General features: G+C 70.3%; 27 protein-coding genes and 2 tRNA genes. 10 read left to right on the forward strand and 19 right to left on the reverse strand.

Features of this window, described 5'->3' with window-relative positions:
* Positions 1 to 109: 109 nt before the first annotated feature.
* The 6 genes from BS72_RS01480 to BS72_RS01505 form a co-directional block, all read right to left on the reverse strand.
* A complete protein-coding gene (locus BS72_RS01480) occupies positions 110 to 1,369 on the reverse strand; it encodes a hypothetical protein (RefSeq protein ID WP_037905553.1) in 1,260 nt (419 codons plus the stop codon).
* Between the two features lie 42 nt (positions 1,370 to 1,411).
* Positions 1,412 to 1,726 (reverse strand): hypothetical protein, encoded by a 315-nt coding sequence (locus tag BS72_RS01485; RefSeq protein WP_037905554.1) that lies wholly within the window; start codon positions 1,724 to 1,726, stop codon positions 1,412 to 1,414.
* Between the two features lie 46 nt (positions 1,727 to 1,772).
* The gene (locus tag BS72_RS36985; RefSeq protein WP_198545731.1) at positions 1,773 to 2,336 is read right to left on the reverse strand and encodes a hypothetical protein; all 564 of its coding nucleotides are present in this window, start codon (positions 2,334 to 2,336) and stop codon (positions 1,773 to 1,775) included.
* A complete protein-coding gene (locus BS72_RS31930) occupies positions 2,270 to 2,722 on the reverse strand; it encodes a hypothetical protein (protein WP_051950465.1) in 453 nt (150 codons plus the stop codon). The genes BS72_RS36985 and BS72_RS31930 overlap by 67 nt, the downstream gene beginning before the upstream one ends.
* The gene (locus BS72_RS01500; RefSeq protein WP_051950469.1) at positions 2,719 to 3,360 is read right to left on the reverse strand and encodes a hypothetical protein; all 642 of its coding nucleotides are present in this window, start codon (positions 3,358 to 3,360) and stop codon (positions 2,719 to 2,721) included. Before BS72_RS01500 ends, BS72_RS31930 begins: the two co-directional genes overlap by 4 nt.
* Before the next feature lie 225 nt (positions 3,361 to 3,585).
* Positions 3,586 to 4,014, reverse strand: coding sequence for a hypothetical protein (locus BS72_RS01505; RefSeq protein WP_037905555.1), 429 nt, complete (start codon positions 4,012 to 4,014; stop codon positions 3,586 to 3,588).
* A 214-nt stretch (positions 4,015 to 4,228) separates the two neighbouring features.
* Between BS72_RS01505 and BS72_RS01510 the strand changes: the two genes are divergently transcribed.
* The 7 genes from BS72_RS01510 to BS72_RS01540 all read left to right on the forward strand — a co-directional run bounded on the left by BS72_RS01510 (position 4,229) and on the right by BS72_RS01540 (position 9,102).
* Positions 4,229 to 4,510, forward strand: a complete 282-nt coding sequence (locus tag BS72_RS01510) for an HU family DNA-binding protein (protein ID WP_037905556.1) — start codon at positions 4,229 to 4,231, stop codon at positions 4,508 to 4,510.
* A gap of 83 nt (positions 4,511 to 4,593) precedes the next feature.
* A complete protein-coding gene (locus tag BS72_RS01515; protein ID WP_037905558.1) occupies positions 4,594 to 4,827 on the forward strand; it encodes a FitA-like ribbon-helix-helix domain-containing protein in 234 nt (77 codons plus the stop codon).
* Positions 4,824 to 5,264 carry a PIN domain-containing protein gene (locus BS72_RS01520; RefSeq protein ID WP_051950471.1) on the forward strand — a complete coding sequence of 147 codons (441 nt, stop codon included), beginning with the start codon at positions 4,824 to 4,826 and terminating at the stop codon, positions 5,262 to 5,264. Before BS72_RS01515 ends, BS72_RS01520 begins: the two co-directional genes overlap by 4 nt.
* Positions 5,265 to 5,266: 2 nt before the next feature.
* Complete coding sequence (locus tag BS72_RS01525; RefSeq protein ID WP_037905561.1) at positions 5,267 to 7,408, forward strand: hypothetical protein; 2,142 nt, start codon at positions 5,267 to 5,269, stop codon at positions 7,406 to 7,408.
* Positions 7,405 to 7,983, forward strand: a complete 579-nt coding sequence (locus BS72_RS01530) for a helix-turn-helix domain-containing protein (RefSeq protein ID WP_037905564.1) — start codon at positions 7,405 to 7,407, stop codon at positions 7,981 to 7,983. The genes BS72_RS01525 and BS72_RS01530 overlap by 4 nt, the downstream gene beginning before the upstream one ends.
* Positions 7,984 to 8,098: 115 nt before the next feature.
* Positions 8,099 to 8,527, forward strand: coding sequence for a hypothetical protein (locus tag BS72_RS01535; RefSeq protein ID WP_037905567.1), 429 nt, complete (start codon positions 8,099 to 8,101; stop codon positions 8,525 to 8,527).
* Between the two features lie 155 nt (positions 8,528 to 8,682).
* Complete coding sequence (locus BS72_RS01540; RefSeq protein WP_157856121.1) at positions 8,683 to 9,102, forward strand: hypothetical protein; 420 nt, start codon at positions 8,683 to 8,685, stop codon at positions 9,100 to 9,102.
* A 54-nt stretch (positions 9,103 to 9,156) separates the two neighbouring features.
* Here BS72_RS01540 and BS72_RS01545 read toward each other — a convergent pair whose 3' ends face one another.
* From BS72_RS01545 to BS72_RS01580, 8 genes are all read right to left on the reverse strand, one after another.
* On the reverse strand, positions 9,157 to 9,411 hold the full coding sequence (locus BS72_RS01545) for a hypothetical protein (RefSeq protein WP_051950473.1): 255 nt from the start codon (positions 9,409 to 9,411) through the stop codon (positions 9,157 to 9,159).
* 100 nt (positions 9,412 to 9,511) lie between these two features.
* On the reverse strand, positions 9,512 to 10,456 hold the full coding sequence (locus BS72_RS01550) for a hypothetical protein (protein WP_157856122.1): 945 nt from the start codon (positions 10,454 to 10,456) through the stop codon (positions 9,512 to 9,514).
* A 117-nt stretch (positions 10,457 to 10,573) separates the two neighbouring features.
* Positions 10,574 to 11,215: a hypothetical protein gene (locus BS72_RS01555; RefSeq protein ID WP_051950475.1), complete on the reverse strand. Its 642-nt coding sequence runs from the start codon at positions 11,213 to 11,215 to the stop codon at positions 10,574 to 10,576.
* Between the two features lie 106 nt (positions 11,216 to 11,321).
* Complete coding sequence (locus BS72_RS01560) at positions 11,322 to 11,765, reverse strand: hypothetical protein (protein ID WP_157856123.1); 444 nt, start codon at positions 11,763 to 11,765, stop codon at positions 11,322 to 11,324.
* Positions 11,766 to 11,870: 105 nt separating this feature from the next.
* Positions 11,871 to 12,287, reverse strand: a complete 417-nt coding sequence (locus BS72_RS01565) for a hypothetical protein (protein WP_157856124.1) — start codon at positions 12,285 to 12,287, stop codon at positions 11,871 to 11,873.
* Between the two features lie 242 nt (positions 12,288 to 12,529).
* Positions 12,530 to 12,961, reverse strand: a complete 432-nt coding sequence (locus BS72_RS01570) for a hypothetical protein (protein WP_037905576.1) — start codon at positions 12,959 to 12,961, stop codon at positions 12,530 to 12,532.
* Between the two features lie 241 nt (positions 12,962 to 13,202).
* Entirely contained in the window at positions 13,203 to 13,610 is a 408-nt protein-coding gene (locus tag BS72_RS01575; protein WP_037905578.1) for a hypothetical protein, read from the reverse strand.
* A 16-nt stretch (positions 13,611 to 13,626) separates the two neighbouring features.
* Complete coding sequence (locus BS72_RS01580) at positions 13,627 to 14,178, reverse strand: hypothetical protein (protein WP_051950480.1); 552 nt, start codon at positions 14,176 to 14,178, stop codon at positions 13,627 to 13,629.
* A 150-nt stretch (positions 14,179 to 14,328) separates the two neighbouring features.
* On the opposite strand from BS72_RS01580, the gene BS72_RS01585 reads away from it, so the two are divergent.
* Positions 14,329 to 14,403, forward strand: a tRNA-Met gene (locus BS72_RS01585).
* A gap of 264 nt (positions 14,404 to 14,667) precedes the next feature.
* Here the strand turns inward: BS72_RS01585 and BS72_RS01590 are convergent.
* The 3 genes from BS72_RS01590 to BS72_RS01600 form a co-directional block, all read right to left on the reverse strand.
* Entirely contained in the window at positions 14,668 to 14,949 is a 282-nt protein-coding gene (locus BS72_RS01590; RefSeq protein WP_037905584.1) for a hypothetical protein, read from the reverse strand.
* Between the two features lie 583 nt (positions 14,950 to 15,532).
* A tRNA-Ala gene (locus BS72_RS01595) sits at positions 15,533 to 15,608 on the reverse strand.
* A 231-nt stretch (positions 15,609 to 15,839) separates the two neighbouring features.
* On the reverse strand, positions 15,840 to 16,328 hold the full coding sequence (locus tag BS72_RS01600) for a hypothetical protein (RefSeq protein ID WP_037905587.1): 489 nt from the start codon (positions 16,326 to 16,328) through the stop codon (positions 15,840 to 15,842).
* A gap of 238 nt (positions 16,329 to 16,566) precedes the next feature.
* Between BS72_RS01600 and BS72_RS01605 the strand changes: the two genes are divergently transcribed.
* Both BS72_RS01605 and BS72_RS01610 read left to right on the forward strand, forming a co-directional pair.
* Positions 16,567 to 16,899, forward strand: a complete 333-nt coding sequence (locus BS72_RS01605; RefSeq protein ID WP_037905594.1) for a hypothetical protein — start codon at positions 16,567 to 16,569, stop codon at positions 16,897 to 16,899.
* 455 nt (positions 16,900 to 17,354) lie between these two features.
* Positions 17,355 to 17,633 carry a hypothetical protein gene (locus BS72_RS01610; RefSeq protein ID WP_037905596.1) on the forward strand — a complete coding sequence of 93 codons (279 nt, stop codon included), beginning with the start codon at positions 17,355 to 17,357 and terminating at the stop codon, positions 17,631 to 17,633.
* A gap of 64 nt (positions 17,634 to 17,697) precedes the next feature.
* Here BS72_RS01610 and BS72_RS01615 read toward each other — a convergent pair whose 3' ends face one another.
* The gene (locus BS72_RS01615; protein ID WP_037905599.1) at positions 17,698 to 18,111 is read right to left on the reverse strand and encodes a hypothetical protein; all 414 of its coding nucleotides are present in this window, start codon (positions 18,109 to 18,111) and stop codon (positions 17,698 to 17,700) included.
* A 107-nt stretch (positions 18,112 to 18,218) separates the two neighbouring features.
* Positions 18,219 to 18,734 carry a hypothetical protein gene (locus tag BS72_RS01620; RefSeq protein WP_037905602.1) on the reverse strand — a complete coding sequence of 172 codons (516 nt, stop codon included), beginning with the start codon at positions 18,732 to 18,734 and terminating at the stop codon, positions 18,219 to 18,221.
* Positions 18,735 to 18,745 lie beyond the last annotated feature (11 nt).

Genomic DNA, 18,745 nt, shown 5'->3' on the forward strand with positions numbered 1-18,745 from the left:
CGCAGTGGGACCCCGCGCACCGTCGGGCTGCGCAGAACCGGACCCGCTGACGCGACCGGATCCCGCGAGGGACAGGCTGTTCGACACGATCGGTATCTCCCTCCTCTTGTCAGACACCGGGCCGGCCGTCGGCCTGGCCGAGCAGCGACCGGTACTCGGCCTCCCGACGCCGGTGCCGCCTCGCGGCACGCTCCGCCCGCCTCTGCTCGTCCAGCAGCTTCCGCAGCTCCTCGCGGGCCTGGGCGCGCTGGGAAAGGACGTTGGCCTGAGCGGCCGCCAACTGCAGAGCAGCTCGGTCGGACCGGGCCAGGTAGTGCAGTGCGAGCGCCCGCAGGACGGCGGAGCAGTACCGCTCGGCGGCATCGGAGGCGGACATACGGGTCCGCACGCCAGTACGGGCGTGCGCCGACAGGCGGCCCGGCGCGGTAGCAGTGATCTTCCCGGCCTGCTCGCAGTCCCACAGTCCGCCGACCCGCACACCGAACACCCTTGGCTCGTGCGGGTGTTCATGGCGGAAGGGGCTGGAGTCCTCGACATGGCCGTAGGTGACGCGGACGCCCTGTGGAAGCGGCTCCGGCCGCCACTGGTCGCAGCCGACCGTGAAACGTCCCTCGAGGCGGCGACCCTCGACCTCGTACACCAGGGCCCCGGGCAGGGCCTCGCTGAACTCGACCTCGCGCACCCGCATGGTTCCCATGCCGAGCCCCTTGCTGTCGACCAGGCCGACCGGCACCCATCCCGGACGGAGCGGACCCAGCGGCCTGGGACGCCGGCGGGAGATGCCGTTGACGGCGTACAGCCGGGACCGTACCCGCGCCCGCGCGGCCCGGACGGACGCCGCCTTCGCCTCCTGCTCAGCGGCGAGTTCAGCCTCGTGCTTCGCGTACTCGGCCGCCCTGGTGGTCGCAGCAGTCAGCACCAGCGCGGCACGCTCGGGAAGGCGGCTCCAGTGGCGGACGACCGCCTGCACGACAGCTTCCGTACGCCGCCGCGCCCCCGTGGTCAGCTCCCGCTCGATGCCGTTGTCCCGCAGGTTGACGGCGTACCGGCCGAGGTACCAGCCGGAGGGCGGGTTGTCGGGGTCGATGCCGTCGGTCCAGCCGTGGACGCGGACGTTGTGGACGAAGGGCTCGTCCTCGCGTGGGGTGCGCCAGTAGTCCTCGCCGCCGTCACAGCCGAACTGGACGCGGACCGTCTCCGGCAGGACCGGCCCGCCCTTGGTGGCTTCGGGGATCACCACGAAGGAACCGCGGACGTGCCGGCCCCGTACGACGTAGCGCGTCCGGCCGTACTTCAAGAGGTGGACATCGAAGGTCAGCAGGCCGAGTGCGGGGTTGCTGGGGCGGAGGGCAGAGCGGGTGCCCCGCATCAGATGATCATCTCCTTGGAAGTTGAGTCGGGGGATACGCGTTCAGGCCAGCAGGTCGGCCAGTAAGGAGCGCAGGTCCTGCTCGCTGGCGCATCCGCCGGCCAGAAAGGCCAGTTGGTCGGTGACGCTGGCGTTGATGCTGGATGCGCGCTTGTCGGCGTCGTTGTGCACCTGGTCGTGCGCGTCCTCGTCGCCGAGTTCGCCGTAGGCGCCGTTGTTGTAGGCGTCGGCGGCCTTGTCGTGGACCGCTTCCAGTACGACTTCGTCCAAAGCGCCTTCGTCGACGCCGAGTTCCTCAGCGAGAGCGTCGAGTGCCGGCGTGAGCTGCCAGACCGGAATGTCGTCGGCCAGGGGCACGGGTCCTCCTCCGGAGGGGCTGGAATTCAGCGGGGCACGGGGTGGTTCACGCGGCGCAGGACTTCTCGTGCTGATGCAGGGCGGCCAGCACGGTGACGCCCAACAGGCCGTCGCCGTCACCGGACAGCCAGTCCCGGACCGTGGCGTCCTGAGCAAGGCGGCCCAGGCGTGCCGCGAGATCGACCACGTCTACATGCGGCGTTCCTTCTGCGTCACAGCCGGTCTCGTAGCTGCCCACATCGGGCACGTGCGCAACGAGGTGGCCGTCCGCGGTCATGTAGGGGTCCTGCCACAGCGTGAACACGGCGCTCGGAGCGCTGCCCCGTAGCAGATCCGCGAGTTCGTCCGAGCTGCCGAGCGTGGCCTCGTGCACGCCGTAGCAACGACCGAGTTCCAGATGCCGAGGAGGGTTCTCGCCCTGGCCCCATTCGAGGTCCAGGCTGAACTCGGCGATGGCTTCGAGGACGGCCGGCCGGTCGTTGTCGTCGACGGCGTAGACGTACAGCTGCAGCGGTGTGCGGTCGGACAGAGTGGCTCCTTGGTCTACGGGTGGGTGCGGTCGGAGGTGGTGACTGCCGTGGTGCGTCCGACGTGGTCGGTCAGGGTCCACAGGGCTTCGGTGACACCGGGATCGAGCTGCCGATCGCGTGCCTCGGCGGCAGCGCCGGCCGCATCGTCGCCGTCGACGTCGATCTGCCAGGTCGCGATGTACTGGCCGGGCTCCGCGTCGAGCGGGACATCGGGGATCAGGACGAGGCTCTCCAGATCCAGTGCCCGGCGCCAGCCTGCGTGCCGGAGGGTCAGGGCGTAGGCGGCGCAGTGTTCCGGCTCCTGTGCCCAGGAGTCGCCGTCCGGGTTGTAACGGACGATGACGTGCCGCGGTCCGGCACCGAGGGACAGGACGAGAAAGTCGCCGGGGTCGTGTCCGCCGTCGGCGAGCGCCGTGCGGATGGCCTCGACGGCCGCGTCGTTGGGGGGAGGGGCGATCGAGGTCACGGGCAGGGCTCCAGGATGTGAGGAGAGGTCTGGTCGGCACCGGCGAGCGCGTCCTGCAGAACCGCGATGCGCTGTCCCGTCTCGGCCACGGCGAACCGTGCGCGCTCCAGTGCTTGGCGGCGGCGGTCCATCTGGCTGCGGTAGCGAGTGAGGAACAGCAGTGCGGCCTGTCGATGCGCGGCGCGGTGCAGGTCCTCGCGGTCGCTGCGCTGCCGCCAGTGCTCCAGTACGGCCGTGATCACGGTTCGGGCGTGGTCGCGTGTGCGCGGGGGTACCGGCTCGGGCTGCCCCGTCCGTCCTGAGCGGCGGGGGCGAATCGTCGAAGGGTCGTCCGCGTTGAACAGCAGGGGGCCGGCCAGGACGATGGCGTTGACGGTGAGGGGACGAGCTTCGGTCAATCCGGGCGGGAGCTGGGGAGCTGGGTCGACGATGACGTCCGCAGCGCGCGTCCTCGGTGCCGTTGGGTCATCGCCGGCGGCCGCGGGCGTGAGCATGAGGCAACCGCGGACGTGGGGCGCGTACAGGCGGTAGAGCGTCCAGGGCGTACCAGGGCGGGTGGTGGAGACCATCTCCAACTGCCCGTAACGGCCCAGGTCGCGGGTTGCCCGGGACTCGACGAGCCGAGGGGGCTGAGGCATGCCGGGGCCTTCCGCTGGATTCCTGGGAGAGGGCCTGGCCCGCTCCGGGGGGTGGGAGCGGGCCAGGCGGGGGTGCCGCCCGGTGAGGGGTGGGAGAGAAGCCGGGCGGCGGCACGGGGGTCAGCGGCGCATCCGTCGGTAGCGACCTTCTGACACATTAAGTATAGCCTCAACGATGCCGGAGAGTCAAGTTTTATGTGTCGTTACGGGTAGCGGTGAGGGTGCTCACCGTGCCGTGATGAGCACCCGATCCGGCAGGAACCGCTCCAGGTCCGGCAGGAGCCCTGCGTGCCGGAAGAGCGCCGGCCGCCCGGTCGACGGGGCGGAGCCGTGGGCGGCCCCGCGGGCGTAGGCGAGAGCTTCGTCCAGGGCCCTCGCGTAGTCACCCCGCATGAACGAGCGAAGCCGCCAGGCGTAGCCCAGGCGCGTCCGAGCGCCTTCGGCGTGACGCTCCGCGAGTCGGACCAGGAGGGAGCGGCCTGCCGTCAGGTGTGCGACGGCGCGGAAGCCTGCGGCGCGGCAGGGGCGGGCTTCCGCGGCCGGGGTCAGCTCCAGCTCGGCCAGGCGTACGGAGCGGGCTATGGCGCGCCAAGTCTCCTCCGTGCGGGGCGGGATGACGCGTGGTGTGCGGGCGTGCTTCGCACGGGAAGGCATGTGGGATCCTCTCGAGGAATGTTGCGAACGACACGTAAAACTAAGCTCGAATGGCGGTGCGGTCAAGTTTTACGTGTCATAATGGGAGTCGCTCCACCGGGAACGGAGGGGCGACCGGACGCCGGCGGACATGCCGGTGCACCCGGATTGTCAGTGCCGCCTGGAACCATGTCCTGGCCGCATCCGTAGACAGAACAGAACATGGAGCAACCCCATGAATCGCAGCGAGCTGGTGGCCGCGCTGGCCGACCGCGCCGAGGTCACCCGCAAGGACGCCGACGCCGTTCTGGCCGCGTTCGCCGAGACCGTCGGCGACGTCGTCGCCAAGGGCGACGAGAAGGTCACCATCCCCGGCTTCCTCGCCTTCGAGCGCACCCACCGCGCAGCCCGCACCGCGCGCAACCCGCAGACCGGCGAGCCGATCGACATCCCGGCCGGATACGGCGTGAAGGTGACGGCAGGCTCCAAGCTCAAGGAAGCCGCCAAGGGCAAGTAGCTCTCCCCCGGCCGCTGCGGCGCCCCTCCCGCTCCGCAGCGGCCGTGAAGGCAAAATGCTTGCACTGCATGTAGAATGCCTTCATGGCAGTGGTGCAAGTCCGCGATCTCCCTCCGGACGTCGTGGAAACCCTCAGAATCCGAGCCGCCCGCGCGCACCAGTCCCTCCAGGGCTACCTCCTGCAACTGCTCGTCGACCACGCCCAGAGGCTCACGCCGGACGAAGCGGCCGAGCGGGCCCGGGACATCGCGCAGCGCTCCTCCGTCACGACCCTGGACATCGCCCGGGCCCGAGACGCGGTGAGCGAGCAGCCGTGACGAACACTGTCGTCCTCGACAGCGGCGCCCTGACCGCCTTCCTGGTCGGATCGGACGAGCAGGCCGAACGGATCCGCACCGAGGCCGCCTACAACCGTCTCGCCGTGCCCTTCGGCGCGGACCTGCAGGTGTCCGGGCTGCTGAGCACCCTCGTTCAGCAGCCCGGCCTCCTTCCGGAGGCGGAAGCCGCCCGGGCCCTGGAGCTCCTGCGCGTCATGCAGCTCGACCGCCACGACACGATGCCGCTCATGGCTCGCACCTGGAGCCTGCGGAAAGTCCTGGGCCCGTACGACGCCGCGTGCGCAGCTCTCGCCGAGCTCCTGGACGCCGAACTGCTCACCCTGGATCCCGCGTTCGCCGCGGCATCCCTTTCCTGCCCCATCCGCGATCTGCGGCACCCTGCCGATGGTCGCTCGTTGAACTTGAAGAGGAGCTGACGATGGCGGAGGTACGGCTGGCCGGATGCGGCGGCTGCGTCGGCAGCGGCCGCCCCGGATATGTCGTCGGCTGGCACGAGGAGGGCGGCGAGATGAAGTCGTCCTGGAAGCGCTGCCCCGAGCAGTGCACGCCCGACTCCCGCGCCGCAACCGTCGAGCGTCTCACCCGCGAGCGCGCCGAACGTGAACAGCAGACCGCCCAGCCGGATGCCCCGGCCCCGGCCGAAGCGCCCCGCCCCGCGGGAACTCCCATGCACCCGGCGAGTCCCCGTCCCGTTCCCGCGTACCGCGGGCGGCCCGAGCGCGCCACGAGTCCGGCACCCGCCCGCCCGGCACCCGCCAGGCGCCCGGCCTCCGCCCCCGCGCCCGCCGCACGTCGCTGGCCCGCTGTAGCACTGGACCACACCGACGACGGCTGGACCCTGGACATCCGTGAGGTGCCAGCACCGGCCGGGAAGAAGCTGACCGACTGGGTCGCCTGGCTCGGCACCGGACTCCCGCTGCGCGTCGAACGTCTGCACGCGGCCGGCCGGGCCGGCGACGGCATGGTCTGTCTGACCGCGGCCGCCCTGAAGACGCTCGGTCTGCCCGCGACCCTGCCCACCACGGACAAGGCCCTGGCCGCGCTCAAGAAGAAGCTGGACACGGCAGCCGCCAGCGTGGGCATGGAGGTGTCCGAGGAGATCGGCCCGGTCTTCCACGTCTTCCGACGGGCGGGCTCGGCCGGCGGACCGAAAGCGTCCCTGCGCGTCATCGTCACCCCCTGGCTCGGCCAGGGCAGCGAGAAGCAGAAGACCACCACCGGGATGACCGCGACCCTCGCCACCCTCCCCGGCGGCCAGCTCGACGCCCACGCTCTCGCCCGCCGGATCCGTGCCTTCGTCGCCGACATCGGCATCGCCCCCGGTGTCACGCCGGCGACCTCGAGCATGCTGCTCCTGGAAGCAGTCCGTCCCCGTCTGGAGCCCTACGAAGACGAAGAAGGGCAGTGGAAGCGGCGTCTGCGCGAGGGCGCGCTCCCGGGCGGCGACACGACAGTTCCCCAGGCGGCCGGCGCCCGGCACCCCTTCACACGGGAACTGCTCGACCGCCGCGAAGCCATCTGCGAAGAAGAGGACTTCAAATGGTGGGCCCGGCCGCTCACCGACGAGGAAGCAGTGTTGGAGTGGGCCGTCGCCGTCGACGTCTGCGCCTCCTACCTCTCCGTCACCCAGACCCTGCCGCTGCCCATCGGCCCGCTGCAGCACATCACCGAACCGGCCTGGTCACCGAAGACGGCAGGCCTGTGGTGGTGCGACTTCACCAGGATCGAGGTTGACCCGCTGCTGCCGCACCCCGCCACCTTCCACGGCATGCCGCCGACCGGGCCCGGCTGGTACGCAACTCCCACCGTGGCCTACATGACCAGCGAGTACGGCTTCGACCCCGCCGCCATCACCGACGCCCTCCTGCCCGACCTCCAGGACGAAGAGGGACGACCGCAGGGCACCGCGCCGATCCTCAAGGAATGGACGATCCGCCTCCGGGACGCCTACAAGCGCGTCTACAGCGTGCTCGGGCTCTCCGACGGACAGGACCCGGAGACCTTCCTCGCCGCATACGCCACCCACAAGGACGTCGACCCGGCCGACACCGACCGCGGCGACGCCCTGGTCCTCGCCACGCTCTACAAGCAGCTCTACAAGAACGGCATCGGCAAGTGGATGGACTACGCGCGCAAGTCCCACCCCGATGAGAACGACTGGCTCGAGAAGGTCGTCGCGCACTGGTCCTACCGCCCCGAACTCCGCTACCAGATCATCTCCGCCGCCCGCATCGCCGGCCACCGGCGTATGCGCAAGACCTACAACAAGACCGGGCGGGCGCCCTTCGCAGCCAACGTCGACTCCTACCTCTACGCCACCACGCAACCGTCACCCCTCGAACTTCTGACCCCTGTCGAGAACGGCAAGCCCGTTGCCGGCGTGCTGCGCCTGGGCATCGCCCCCGGGTCGTCCAAGCACGAGGCGAGCATCCCGATGAACGCCGTCCTGGAGGCCATGGAGGCTGGCCAGCATCCCTCCCGCCTCGTGCACGCCTTCACCACCGACGGCACGGCGCTGCCCGACGCCGAGGCCGAGGAGAACGGAGACAGCCAGTCGTGAGCGGGGACAACGGGGAAGACGAGATCGACGGACCGGGCATGAACGTGCGGGTCAAGGAGTTCCTGTTCCGCTCCCGCACCGCACCCACCCGCGCCACCACCCAGGCCACCCACGTGCGCGACCGTAAGTTCAACGGCAGCACGAAGGCGATGGCCGCGGCCTACGGCGTCACCCCCCGCACGGTCTCCCGCTGGATCGACGGCTCCCGCAAACCCGTCAAGTACGCCGACCGGCTGCAGCGCGACGCCACAGAAGTGCAGACCACCCCCCGCGGCCGAGAACGCCGAGCCCGGGAGATGGAAGCCCGCGGCGACCGATCGGGTATCGGCGCGCGCGTCGGCCGAGCACACACCTTCCAGGTCCGAGGCTCCGATGCCGTACGGGCACGCGACATCTACCTCGACCTCACCGGTGCCCAGGTGGCCGCCCTGGCACGGGCCACGGAGGAGAGCGAGGTCCAAGGCATCATCAAGCAGGCCCTGGCCGACAACTTCAACGGAGGCAGCGTCTACGGCGGTTTCTCCGCCGACGACTTCGAATTCGACATCAACGACGTGGACTACTCCGGCTCCTGACCGCCTACGACCTCGAAGGCGGCAGCTGAGCCTGCAGCGGCTGTCCATCGGGCCGAGAGTCCTCGAGCCGGGCCGGCGCTCGTAACCCCAAGCGGGCACGGCTAGTTTCCCGTGTATGACTAATGGGTTCGACGCCGAGTTCGGCGGCATTCTGCACTCCGCGCGCGAGGTCCTGCCGGAGGGATCCGTCCTCCGTCTGGAGGGCAAACTGCGCCAGATCCGCGCCGAGCGGCCCGACCTGGATGTGCCGGAGGTCGTGACGATGGCCTTCGACGTCTTCGACGGCGAGGCGGTTGACGCCCGCATCGCCCTGGAGGAGGCAGGCGCGCGGGTCGATGAGGCGGCAGCGGCCGAAGCCGCCCACGCCGCGTCCATCGGGCGCATCAAGGAGCGCACGTACGAGTTGGACTGTCTCGAATCCCAGTACCCCGGGAGGGCCACCATGGCCGAGGTCCTCGCCGACGCCGGGATCTCCTGGGACTACCTCGGTCTGAGCGAGGAGGACGGCACCCTCGTCGAGGAAATCCGCCGCGGCATGAGGTAGGGCAGCGCCGAGCTCTGCTCGACGACGGGAGCGGCCACAGGCGGGCGCGTTCGCCCAGGACTCTCGCGCCGCAGCCGGTCATCAGGCAACCTCACCAGCACGAGCCGCCCGCGGGCCGGGCCTCCAATGTCAGCACGCCGAGCCAGACTGGCGACATGGACATACCCCGCGACCCCGTCGTGGCCGAGCGGAGAATCCTCCCGGCACTCCCTGATTCCGACCCCGAGATGGGTGAGATCCGCTGGGAGCGCTGGGAGCCCGCGCTGATCATGACGCACATCGACCCGACCTGCGTCACCTGCGCCTTCCCCGGCCCCCTGTCCACCGCCTTCGGTAAGACCTTCTACACGCCCCCGCCCTCACTGGCCCGCGTCGAGCGTTCCGTCCGGGGCCGGCCGTCGAAGTGGGCGACGGTCCAGCACCGCCCCTACTGGTGCATCACCCACTGGGCCGTACGGTGCCCACGCTGCGACGAGATGCGCGTCTACCGGAAAGGGGACTGGACAGAGATCCACTACCGGCCGCCCACGACCGAGCGAGCCGTTCCGCCCACCGAGGACAACGTCCTCTTCTGACAAGCCCGTTGCCCCGGGCGTCACCGGATCGGGTGCTGGACGGCCGTCGCGCCGTCAGCTCTTCGCGATCCAACGGGCCATTCCTTCGTAGGCGTCCAGGGTCTGCCCTTCAAACGGGCCGGCCTGCGCACGCAAGGTGTCGCCCAGCTCCTGGTAGAGCAGGTAAGCGCCACGCACGTCGCCTTGCTCACCAGTCAACTCGGCCAGGTGCATGGCCAGTTCGACGACGTTGGGGTGAGCGGGCCCGTGCTGCGCCCGCAAGCAGTCCAGGCGCTGCCGGACCTCCGCAATCCCGTTCTCACCGCTCACGTTGTGCCGCCTTCCCTGGCTGACGTGCCCCGCGGCTGGCGACCGCGCCACGGTGCACTCCGGGCGCAGTGCGGCGGGCATCTGGATTGCTGGCGGATGCTTACGGTTCCGCGACCGCCTGAACCGTGGCCGCCGTCCCGGCCGTGTCACAAGGGCCGGCCATGCGGCGCAGTACCCACCACAGGCGATCCGCGGACCCAGGTTCCCACGGCGTACGCAACTCGCCGGTCTGCGGGTCGAGTTCGCCTCGCCACTGGGCGAACCGCGCCGGAACGGAATCGTCCCAGAAGCGGTCACCCAGCCGGGACCCGGCCGGCGGAGTGGGCGCCGTGGCCCCCGTGAGAGGGTGCCCCAGCTCGGACAACCGCGCGGCCACCGCACTCAGAGGCCCCCAGACGACCTGACGCCGTCCGGCCATCGCCCGCGACAGCGCCAGTGCGCCGTCGCCCGCCGGCAGAGCATCTGCCGGCGCCCCGTCCGTACGGGGTCCGGCAAGGCGCACCAGCACATCCGCGCGCTTGCGCCCGGCCTCGTCGGCCACCTGGACCCGACCGGCGAGCGGCGGCCGGCGACGTCCCGCGGGCGTGTCCGGTGCGGCCGTCAGCTCGACCCACACGATCGCCAGCTCGCCACCCGCGAACAACGACCGCGCCCAGGAGCCGATCTGGTCCCTCCGCGTCCGCAACTCCGCCTGGAACCGTGCGATGCCGGCCACTCGGCGGCACATCGCGCACAGGTGGCCGCCTTCCTCGGACAGGGGGAGCTGGGTCTGGGCGCCGCATCCCGAGCACTCGTAGACCGCCGCAGTCCGTCGGCCGGCAGCGGCCGCCAACTGCGGTCCGCTCGCACCGCTGGGCCGGGACGCACGCACGTCGTACACCGCGACCGGTACCTCCTTGTCGCGGAAGTCGCGGCCGGCCACATAGCCGACCACCGGTCCGTCCGCCTTACGGGGAAGGTCCGCCCGGTTCATCTGTGTGCGCGAGGCGTACTCCCACGGCACTTCACTCCAGCGACCGAACTGGGTCGGCTGTTCCTTGGACATGGCACCCCGCATCCCGACGGCGACAAGCAGAAGGCTGCTCGCTGACTCATTCAAGGTAGCCAACCGTAGCGCTAAAAACAAATCTCAAACATGCTCTGACCTGCGGTTTTATTGTTTCTACTTTGCATAGTGCGATGCGAGTTCTTCGGCGGTTTGGATTCCGCGGCGAAGGCCGGCGCGGTAGATGTCGCCGACGGTGGTGACGTGGGCGGCCAGTCGCTCGTACTCGGCCAGCGGGCCGGTCAGTTCCTCGGAGTCGCCGAGGGGGCCGCGGGGGACCACGACGCCGGGGTTCCGGTCCCTCCAGTCCCTCAGCCGGGTGATGTACGGCGCGGAGGTCCCCCAGCAGGCGTCCAGCACCTTCGCGGCGACCTTCGAGGGCAGACGCAGTTGGACGCTCTCCTTGTAGCCACCGTCACGAGATCCCGGCCAGCGGCCCGGTAGCCGCGCCTCCGCCGGCGCCCGCCGGAAACGACGCTGCGCCCATCCGCGGTCCTCCAGCTCCTGCATGATCCCGTAGACCGCCAAGGCGTCGATCACGTCGAGGAGTTCGCCGGCCTGGCGCATGCGCACCACCTCGGCCTGCCAAGCCGCCCGGACGCGGGCCGCCTCGTTGCGGGAGAGGTCGAAGGTCTGCCACCGGTCCGCCGCGGAGAGCACGAGCTTCCTGGTCTTCTGCTCCTCCAGCGCGTGTGTCAGCCTCTGGCGCGTGCCTTCACGCACCCAGGCGGTGACGGGCGAAACTCCCGTGGCAGCCATGATGTCCTCGATCTCGCTTCTCGATGCGGCCCGACCGTACCGCGTGGCCGCAGGCAGCCGACACAGCGTCATGGTCGTCCCAGGTGGCGGAGGGCGCTCCGACTGTTCACGCCCAGTCGTGCCCGGTCGAGCACTCAGCGGCCAGCGCGGCGCCGCTGACCTCGTGGTGAACGAGGCTGAGCGACATCAAGGCGAACGCCCGCGCGCCTTCGCGGCGTTGCATGGTCAAGAGCTGGTACGACCTGCGGAGCAGGGCGTCCCGGACTTTGCGGTACCGGGCCATCCGGGCCGAACAGCCCGTGACCGGGCCGCTGAGCAGCGCCTGCCACCACAGGGCGTCAAGCAGTGCGGTCTCGGCGGCAAAGCACCTGTCGAGGTACGGGTCGGGGCCGAGGTTCCGCAGCTCGCTCTCGTCGAGGTCGGCGAAGCACGCCACTGCTTCCAGAGCGGTGATGATCACCGTCCTGCGCAGGGCGCCCGACGTGGTGGCCTGAACTACGGCGTCCCAGTCCGGCTCGGCGAGGCCGAAGTGCGCCGTGGCCCTCAGCATCCGAGGGAGCGCCTTCTTTGTGAGTGCGCGGCGGTACGCGAACACTCTGGTCCTTTCCGTCGGCCCCGCGGGGCGGGTGTGGTCGGTCGGCGTGCGGTCCGCCGCTCAGTGGCGCAGCCAGCCCCACAGGGTGTCACGCTTCCTGGTGAGGGCATCCAGTACTTCGTGCGCACGCTGCGGCGGGACGCCGTGCCGGGCGAAGTCGGCTTCCGCCGCCCGCAGGCGGTGACTGGCCTCCGCCACCTCCTGGCGGCACTTCTGCACGACGGCCAGAGCGTGCCCGGCCTCGCGCTCCCGGGCGAAGACCAGCAGCGGCTGCAGCCGGTCCTCCTGCTGTTCCACGATGCTGATGACGGCCGGGGCGACGAGCGGTTCCACGGCACGGACAGAGGAGAGGGAGGTGTCCTGCCGGCACCGTACCCACTCCGTCTCCCACTGGCCCGGGGCGCTGTTGCGGACGACCGCCTCGAAGCACAGCGGGATCCGGAAGTGGAGGGAGGCGCGGACGCTGACGCCGGGCACCGGTGATCCGTCGTCGGCGTCGAGGACGGTGGGGCGGAGGGTGAAGCGTGCCGTACGGCCTGCGAGCGGGCCGTCGACGGCGATCTCGGGAACCGGCTGCGCATGGTCGTGACGGGCTGGCGGGAGAGGGTGAGGCGTGAGCAAAGGCGTCCTTCCGGTGGGCTGGCGAACAGCTAGGCAGCGAGGAGGGCGAGCCTCCGCGCCAGGATCGCTATGGGCAGGGTTACGGGGGCGGGCGCGTGTCAGGCGCGGGTTGGTGCGATGCATCGGCGGACGGCGACCATGAGGCCGAAGGCCAGGGCCAGTCCCGCGAGGTCGGAGCCGCCGCGGACGGCCACGGCGCAGGCACCGGTGAGGTCCTGGTGGTGAGCGATGATCTGGCCTGCGACGAAGCAGGCGCCCCAGACGATCACCATGACCAGTGCCAGGAGTGCGACGCGCACGCCCACGGGGAGCCACTCAGGCCCTTTGGACGGGCCGGTCTGGGCGTCGATGTGAGCGAGGTACACGTTCAGGGCATCCTCGTGGGTGTCTGCGGGCAGCCGGAGCATCCGGCCGCAGGAACAGCCACTCCGGTAGCGGGCTGCCCCGGCGGCGGTAGAGGCGTCCTCGTCGATGACGATCTGGGGCAGGTGGCGGCCGTCGTCGATGATGTACCGGTCGAGATTGAGCACGGTGTCTTCCTTCATCCGTTCTGGGCGCGCGGCGGAACTGGCGGCTTGAGGCCGGACTGCGGTCAGGCCTGGTGCCGGCGGCCGGTTGTGGGCTAGGCCTGCCCAGCCCAGTCAGCCGGGCGCTGCGCGAAGTACGTACAGACCGGGCCCGCGTCGTCGAAGGCCACGGCCACGGCGAGCTCAAGAGACATGGGCGCAGAGGCCGATACCGACAGCGCCCCGGCGATGGGGCCTGGCGTGATCAGGTCCGAGCCGTGGCGAAGGTCCACCAACCGTCGTAACCGGCGGGCAGGTCGGGGTAGTTCTCCAGCATCGGCTGGAGAACGGCCAGGTGCTGCTTCTGCACGGCGAGGGTGACGTTCCCCCAGTAAGAGGTGCCGTCCCAGCGGCCGTCGCAGTCGGGCCCGTACCGGCCGTCGTTGTGGGCGGCGAGGAACTCGGCTGCGCCGACGGGCCGTTCGTGCTGGAAGTCCCAGAGGGTGCCGATGCAGGCGACGGTCAGGCCGGCGCGGCGCCGGAACCAGAGGGCGTTGATCCGACCGCTGTAGTAGTGGGTCCCGTCGTCGCGAGTGTGTTCCTCCACGCGGAGGCTGCCGAGGTCGACAGCGTGCGGCTTGCGGGAGATGACCAGCCGCTCTTCACGGATCACGTACGACTCCAGGGGTTCAGCGGACGAGGAGGTGGATGTGGGTGTGCAGGGTGCTGCTCGTCGCGTATCGGGCATAGGCGCGCCCGGCGACCCGGTGGAACGTGACCTTCGCGCCGGGGTGCCGCTTGAGGACACCTTCCAGCGTGGTGCGCACGTCCGCGGGGCGAAGGCGGACCGGGAGCGCGGCGTCACGAAAGGTGCCGTGGTCGTCGCCGAGGAAGGACTGCGGCCGGCCCAGGCGGGCGATATACAGGGCTGCTCCGGACGCCGGGGCAAGTTGCAGACTGCGGATCTGTTCCACCGCAGTGCACTCGGTGCCGGGGAGGGGGGCGGTCACCGGCGGCAGGAATGGGATCAGCAGCCAGTCTCCCCCCGCTTCCAGTAGGGCGCGCATCTGCTCGTCGGACCGGACAGTGAGCTTCTCGGCCGTAGGGAACTCCTCCCACACACCCGGCGTGCGCAGGCCGCGCCACCAGGAGGCGCCATAAGGGCCGCGGACGCGGTCACCATCGGTGAAGCGCAACGGCACCGCCAGCAAGTCGGCGACGGGGGTGCTGTGCTTGGTCATCGGATGCCTCCACTTCGGCGTCGCCGCGCTGGCTACATTCATTAATCTATCTCATGAGAGCCTTACAGTCAAGTTTTATGTGTCGTCCGTGTCGTGCTCGCAGGAAATCCGCGTCCGGCGCCCGGAGATGCCGTAGGGTGGTTGTACCGACGCGGGGTGGAGCAGCTCGGTAGCTCGCTGGGCTCATAACCCAGAGGTCGCGTGGTTCAAATCCCGCCCCCGCTACGAAGATCTGGCCCCCTGCCGACATTGCGTCGGGAGGGGGCCAGAATCGTGTACAGGTGCCCACGGCAGGAATTGAACCTGCCCGGTTGCACATGGCCCCGTGCGAAAGGCCGCCGTCTTCCCGGGCCCATGGGGCCCTGAAGCGTGGACGTGAGGGGCGCCCTCGTCCTGGAGCCGGTAGCTCTTCCTGTGGCCGCGTTCGCGTGACCGCGGGAACAGGGCTTGCCGCGTCACCGTGGGCGATGCGTGGCGCGCTCCTCCGGCTCATGCAGGCGTCAGGCGCGAGGTCTCCACCGTCTCGGTGTAGCCGGGATGCCGGCGGGTGTGATGACGTGGGTCGGTCGTCTTGATGACCGTCAGCCCGCTGTCGCAGTGGTAGAGCACCTCGGCGCCGAAGGCGGCGTCCTCCCCCTCCCAAGCCGTGTGCTCGCCGGCGCTGATCGGGCCGTGGGCGACGCTCACGGCGGTGCCGTGGGGCAGCTGCTTCTGCTTCGCGGTCAGGGTGTAGGTGTGGCCGGCGTGGGCGTAGAGGACAGGGTCCGGCATGACGACTCCCGAAGGGCGGGTCGGGCGGCGGGCAGCCGCCGGTCCCCCGGTGTGGCACGAAGCCGCGTGGGACCGGCGGGAGTTCGGCGATCGCGTCCTGATGAGACCATCGCCGCTGGGCACCGGGTCGCGGCGCGTCAGTAGAGCGGGCGGCGACCGCCGCCTGCTCCGTGCTGAACCGGAAGCAGGCGACAGTGCGACGGACGGTCCGTTCCCGACGTCCGCGCCCGGGGCCATAGCGGGCCGACTCCGGATTTCGCGCACCGGGTCTCAGCGACCTGCCAGAGGGTGTTCCGGACGCGGGTGGCCACTCCGCGAGAGTGGACCGTCCCTGCCGTACCCGTGAGCCGTACGGCCCCGCCCGGGTGGGGCCGGGAAGGCCGTACGACGCCGTGAGCTTGCGGGGCGTGATCCCGCTCCTCCCCCACACGGGGGCGTGCTACCAACACCAGAGCTCCAGAGGGGAGCTACCCCTCCTTCGACCCGTACCGGTGATATCAGGCCGGGCGAGTCCGTTCTGGTGTGCTGGGACGCGCCCTCTCAACGGGGCTTCGCCTCTGGAGGGGCGCCTTCCAGCACACTTCGCGATCCGAGGGGACTTGAACCCCTGACCCTCCCCCGGCGTGGGGGCCGCTCTACCAGCTGAGCTACGGACCTGCCGGACAGCGCGGATCGGCCGCTCCTCGTTGTCCAGCGCCCGCGGGGTCGATCACCCCCGCTGACACATAAAGAATACCCTACCCGAATCCTTTGAGTCAAGTTATATGTGTCGAACGGGGTTCCCGTGAAGCGCGCTTTTCGCGAGACTGCGCGCGGGCGCCGCGCGCACCCTCAATGCGGGGTGCACGGGAACGCGTCCACCCGAGCGTCGACACGCCGCCGCGGGGCGGCTACGCGTGGAGGACCTTGCGGACCGTGTTGCGCGAAAGGCCGGTCAGCCGAGCGGTCTCCGCCTCCGCGATCCCTGCGTACGCCGAGCGGGCCAAGAGCCCGTCGCGTCCGCGGGCGTGGACCCCGTACTCCGCCAGGTCGCGGCGGACCAGGCTGCGCACGCATTCGGCAAACGCCCGGTAGTCGCCGGTGGCCAACTCCTGTAGCGCCGAGATGGGATATCCGGCCGCCTCCAGTAGCGCCTGCACCCGGTCGGGCCGGCACGAGTTGGCGCCGAGCTCGATTCCGCCTGCGGCCAGCAGCATGTCAAGGCCCGCGAGGGCGTCGCACAGTCCGCCGGCATCAACGCGGACGGCAGGCCACTCGCCTTGCCCGAGCCGTCCCGCCAGCCGGGCGAAGGACTGCATCACGGCTCCCATGGCCTCCGCCAACTGCCGCTCGCTGTCCGTCGCACTGGTGTAGATCGCGCCGTTCATCTCCTGCAGCACAGTTCCTCCCTCGGATCGTTCCGGAGGTACAACGAGCCGCGGGCTGTTGCGTCCTGTGCAGTTCTGCACATTCTTGACCCCGATTGCCGGAAGTCGGCACGAGAGGAGGGCGGGAGCTGCGGACCGGAGTCAGGCTCGGCGCAGCGGCGACACCTCCTAGATGACACATAAAACTTGACTCGCAGATCCTCGTGAGCTAGATTAATGAATCTGACGGCGCGCACTACAGGAGGTCACGTTGACGGTGTTCTGGGTGTTCCAGAGCGAGCCCACGCACAGCGGCGAGGCCATGGAGTGGGCGCCGAACCTGGCCGTCCCGGAGCGGATCCTCAAGTCGCGTTCTGCGGAACAGCGTTCACGTACGTACCACGACGGCCCCGCTCGTCACCCGAACGTCCAGCCGGAGGAGCGGTTCCCCAACGCCTCCATGTCCTCGCGGCTGGTGGTGTGGCGGCGCACGAGCGGCCAGGTGCCGCCTCGCGGCGAACAGCCCGATGAGGTGTGGTCGCTCACGCCCAGGGGCGCGGTCGTGCGTACCGCGCTCTCCGGCGCCCGGCAGCGCGGCCGTTGAGCAGGACGGCCAACGCCGGCAGCAAGTCACGAACCTCCACGGACGACGAACAGGAGCGAGCCACATGCCCAGCCACCAGACCGCCCCCACTCCGACCGCACCGCCGCCGACCTCCACGGTCGACGAGCCTCTCCACGCCCTCGCCGCATTCCTGCGCAGCGGGCAGCAGTGGAAGGCCGGACGTCTGGTCTCGTCCTCGTGCCCGTCCCAGGCTGACATCTGCGCCGCACTGGGCTGGCCGCCCCCCTGGGACGCCGCTTGGGCTCCCGCCAGGCATGACGCTCCGGCCGCGACCGGACGGGACGGCTGCATGCCTCATCGGCGCTTCCCGTGCGGCCACTGCCCGCACGACGTCTGCCAGGACTGCGACCGCTGCTGCTCCTGCCGGTGCGGCCAGCTCACCGCTCCGCCCGCGACCTGACCGCCCGTCGGACCTGCCAGCCAAGGAGACTCCCGTGCACGATGCCGTTCCCGCCGAAGGCCACGAATCCGACAGCCGGTGTGACCAGCTCATCGCCGGCTACGACGAAGACGGCCCGACCGCCTACGAATGCGGCGCTCCGGTCCACCACACCGACACCGGATACAGCTGCGACCGCGGACACGCCTACACCTACGCCGCCTGCCGCGCCGCCGAGGGCTGGGACTACGCCAGCGACCGGGTCGAAGCTGAACTCCTTGCCCGCGCAGGCGTAGTCGGCGTCCGGCCGGACGACGGCCGTCCCTGGGTATAGCCGTCCCTCACCCCATCCCGGCGATCGCCCCGGAGCGGCAGAACGATGACGCTGGCCCCGGGGCCTACGCGGGCGCCCACTTGATCCACCGGGCTCCGGCGTCGTCTTCGCTCCGAGCGTCCCATTCCTCGGGGTCAGGTCGGCCGCCGCGTACCTCCTCGACTACGCCGTCGAGCCAGGCGTGAAAGCCTCCGACGATCTCGCCGCACAGGCGCCGCGCCTCACCGAGCGGCATGGAGGACGGCACTTCGACCTGGTCTTGCTCCAGGTCGTAACGCAAGCCGTGTGCGGCCAAGCGGTCGCGGACGTGCGCCAGCCAGCCCTCGGTGACTCCGTCGAAATCCCAGGCCTCGTCGGCTGCCAGCACGCACGTTCCGGATCGTCGGTCGCCCTCACGGCCCATCAGGGCCTCGTAGCACCGATCGCTATGGGCGTGCACGCCGAGATCGTCGGCGGATTCCGTGGTGCTCGAGCTCATACTGAACAGTCTGATCGGGACCGACTTCTCGAGCGGGGAGCGACAGGCCGGCGTCCTGCTGGAGCGGACTCGGACGGCCGTGGGAATCGTCCAGCCCGGCACTCCGGCTACGGCGACGGGATGATGACGACGTCACCGGCCGCCACGGCGTGGTGCGCGGCGATGGCCTTCCGCAGGTCTGCGCCATCGGCGCCTTCGGTATCGAACAGGCCGACGCGGACCTGATCCCCGAGAGCGGGAATCAGGTAGGTGACGGTCTCGCCGAGAGGCTGGGATACAGAGTTCCCCTCGGTTCCGAGGCGCTCGAAGGCGGTGGGCTGGGGAATCAACTGCAGACCGTTGCTGACCCAGAACCGTTCCGCGGTGGAGCCCTGCAGCAGGACGCTGAGACCGTCGCCCGTGGAGAACGAGCGCAGCTTGCGCTCCCGGTAGCCGGCGGCGGTCGCCCGGTCGCCCGGGGCAAGGAGTTCGGCGGGTGCGTTGAACATCTCCACGGCCCGCCAGAGTGCGGTTTCCGGGTTGCCGTCCGGGACGGTGTAGGAGAACACCCTGAGCATCGGGTGGCGGCGCCGGTAGCCGTCGTAGTGGTCGCGGTGCATGTTGTGCCAGATCGTGATGCGCATGGGCTGCTCCT

Origin of the sequence: Actinacidiphila yeochonensis CN732, from assembly GCF_000745345.1 — a bacterium.
GTDB lineage: Bacteria > Actinomycetota > Actinomycetes > Streptomycetales > Streptomycetaceae > Actinacidiphila > Actinacidiphila yeochonensis.

Coding starts and splice junctions, on each gene's coding strand:
- BS72_RS01480 (WP_037905553.1), bottom strand. CDS start 1,369: ATGCGGGGCACCCGCTCTGCCCTCCGCCCCAGCAACCCCGCACTCGGC.
- BS72_RS01500 (WP_051950469.1), bottom strand. CDS start 3,360: ATGCCTCAGCCCCCTCGGCTCGTCGAGTCCCGGGCAACCCGCGACCTG.
- BS72_RS01505 (WP_037905555.1), bottom strand. CDS start 4,014: ATGCCTTCCCGTGCGAAGCACGCCCGCACACCACGCGTCATCCCGCCC.
- BS72_RS01510 (WP_037905556.1), top strand. CDS start 4,229: ATGAATCGCAGCGAGCTGGTGGCCGCGCTGGCCGACCGCGCCGAGGTC.
- BS72_RS01515 (WP_037905558.1), top strand. CDS start 4,594: ATGGCAGTGGTGCAAGTCCGCGATCTCCCTCCGGACGTCGTGGAAACC.
- BS72_RS01525 (WP_037905561.1), top strand. CDS start 5,267: ATGGCGGAGGTACGGCTGGCCGGATGCGGCGGCTGCGTCGGCAGCGGC.
- BS72_RS01535 (WP_037905567.1), top strand. CDS start 8,099: ATGACTAATGGGTTCGACGCCGAGTTCGGCGGCATTCTGCACTCCGCG.
- BS72_RS01540 (WP_157856121.1), top strand. CDS start 8,683: ATGGACATACCCCGCGACCCCGTCGTGGCCGAGCGGAGAATCCTCCCG.
- BS72_RS01550 (WP_157856122.1), bottom strand. CDS start 10,456: ATGTCCAAGGAACAGCCGACCCAGTTCGGTCGCTGGAGTGAAGTGCCG.
- BS72_RS01555 (WP_051950475.1), bottom strand. CDS start 11,215: ATGGCTGCCACGGGAGTTTCGCCCGTCACCGCCTGGGTGCGTGAAGGC.
- BS72_RS01560 (WP_157856123.1), bottom strand. CDS start 11,765: ATGCTGAGGGCCACGGCGCACTTCGGCCTCGCCGAGCCGGACTGGGAC.
- BS72_RS01580 (WP_051950480.1), bottom strand. CDS start 14,178: ATGACCAAGCACAGCACCCCCGTCGCCGACTTGCTGGCGGTGCCGTTG.
- BS72_RS01590 (WP_037905584.1), bottom strand. CDS start 14,949: ATGCCGGACCCTGTCCTCTACGCCCACGCCGGCCACACCTACACCCTG.
- BS72_RS01615 (WP_037905599.1), bottom strand. CDS start 18,111: ATGAGCTCGAGCACCACGGAATCCGCCGACGATCTCGGCGTGCACGCC.
- BS72_RS01620 (WP_037905602.1), bottom strand. CDS start 18,734: ATGCGCATCACGATCTGGCACAACATGCACCGCGACCACTACGACGGC.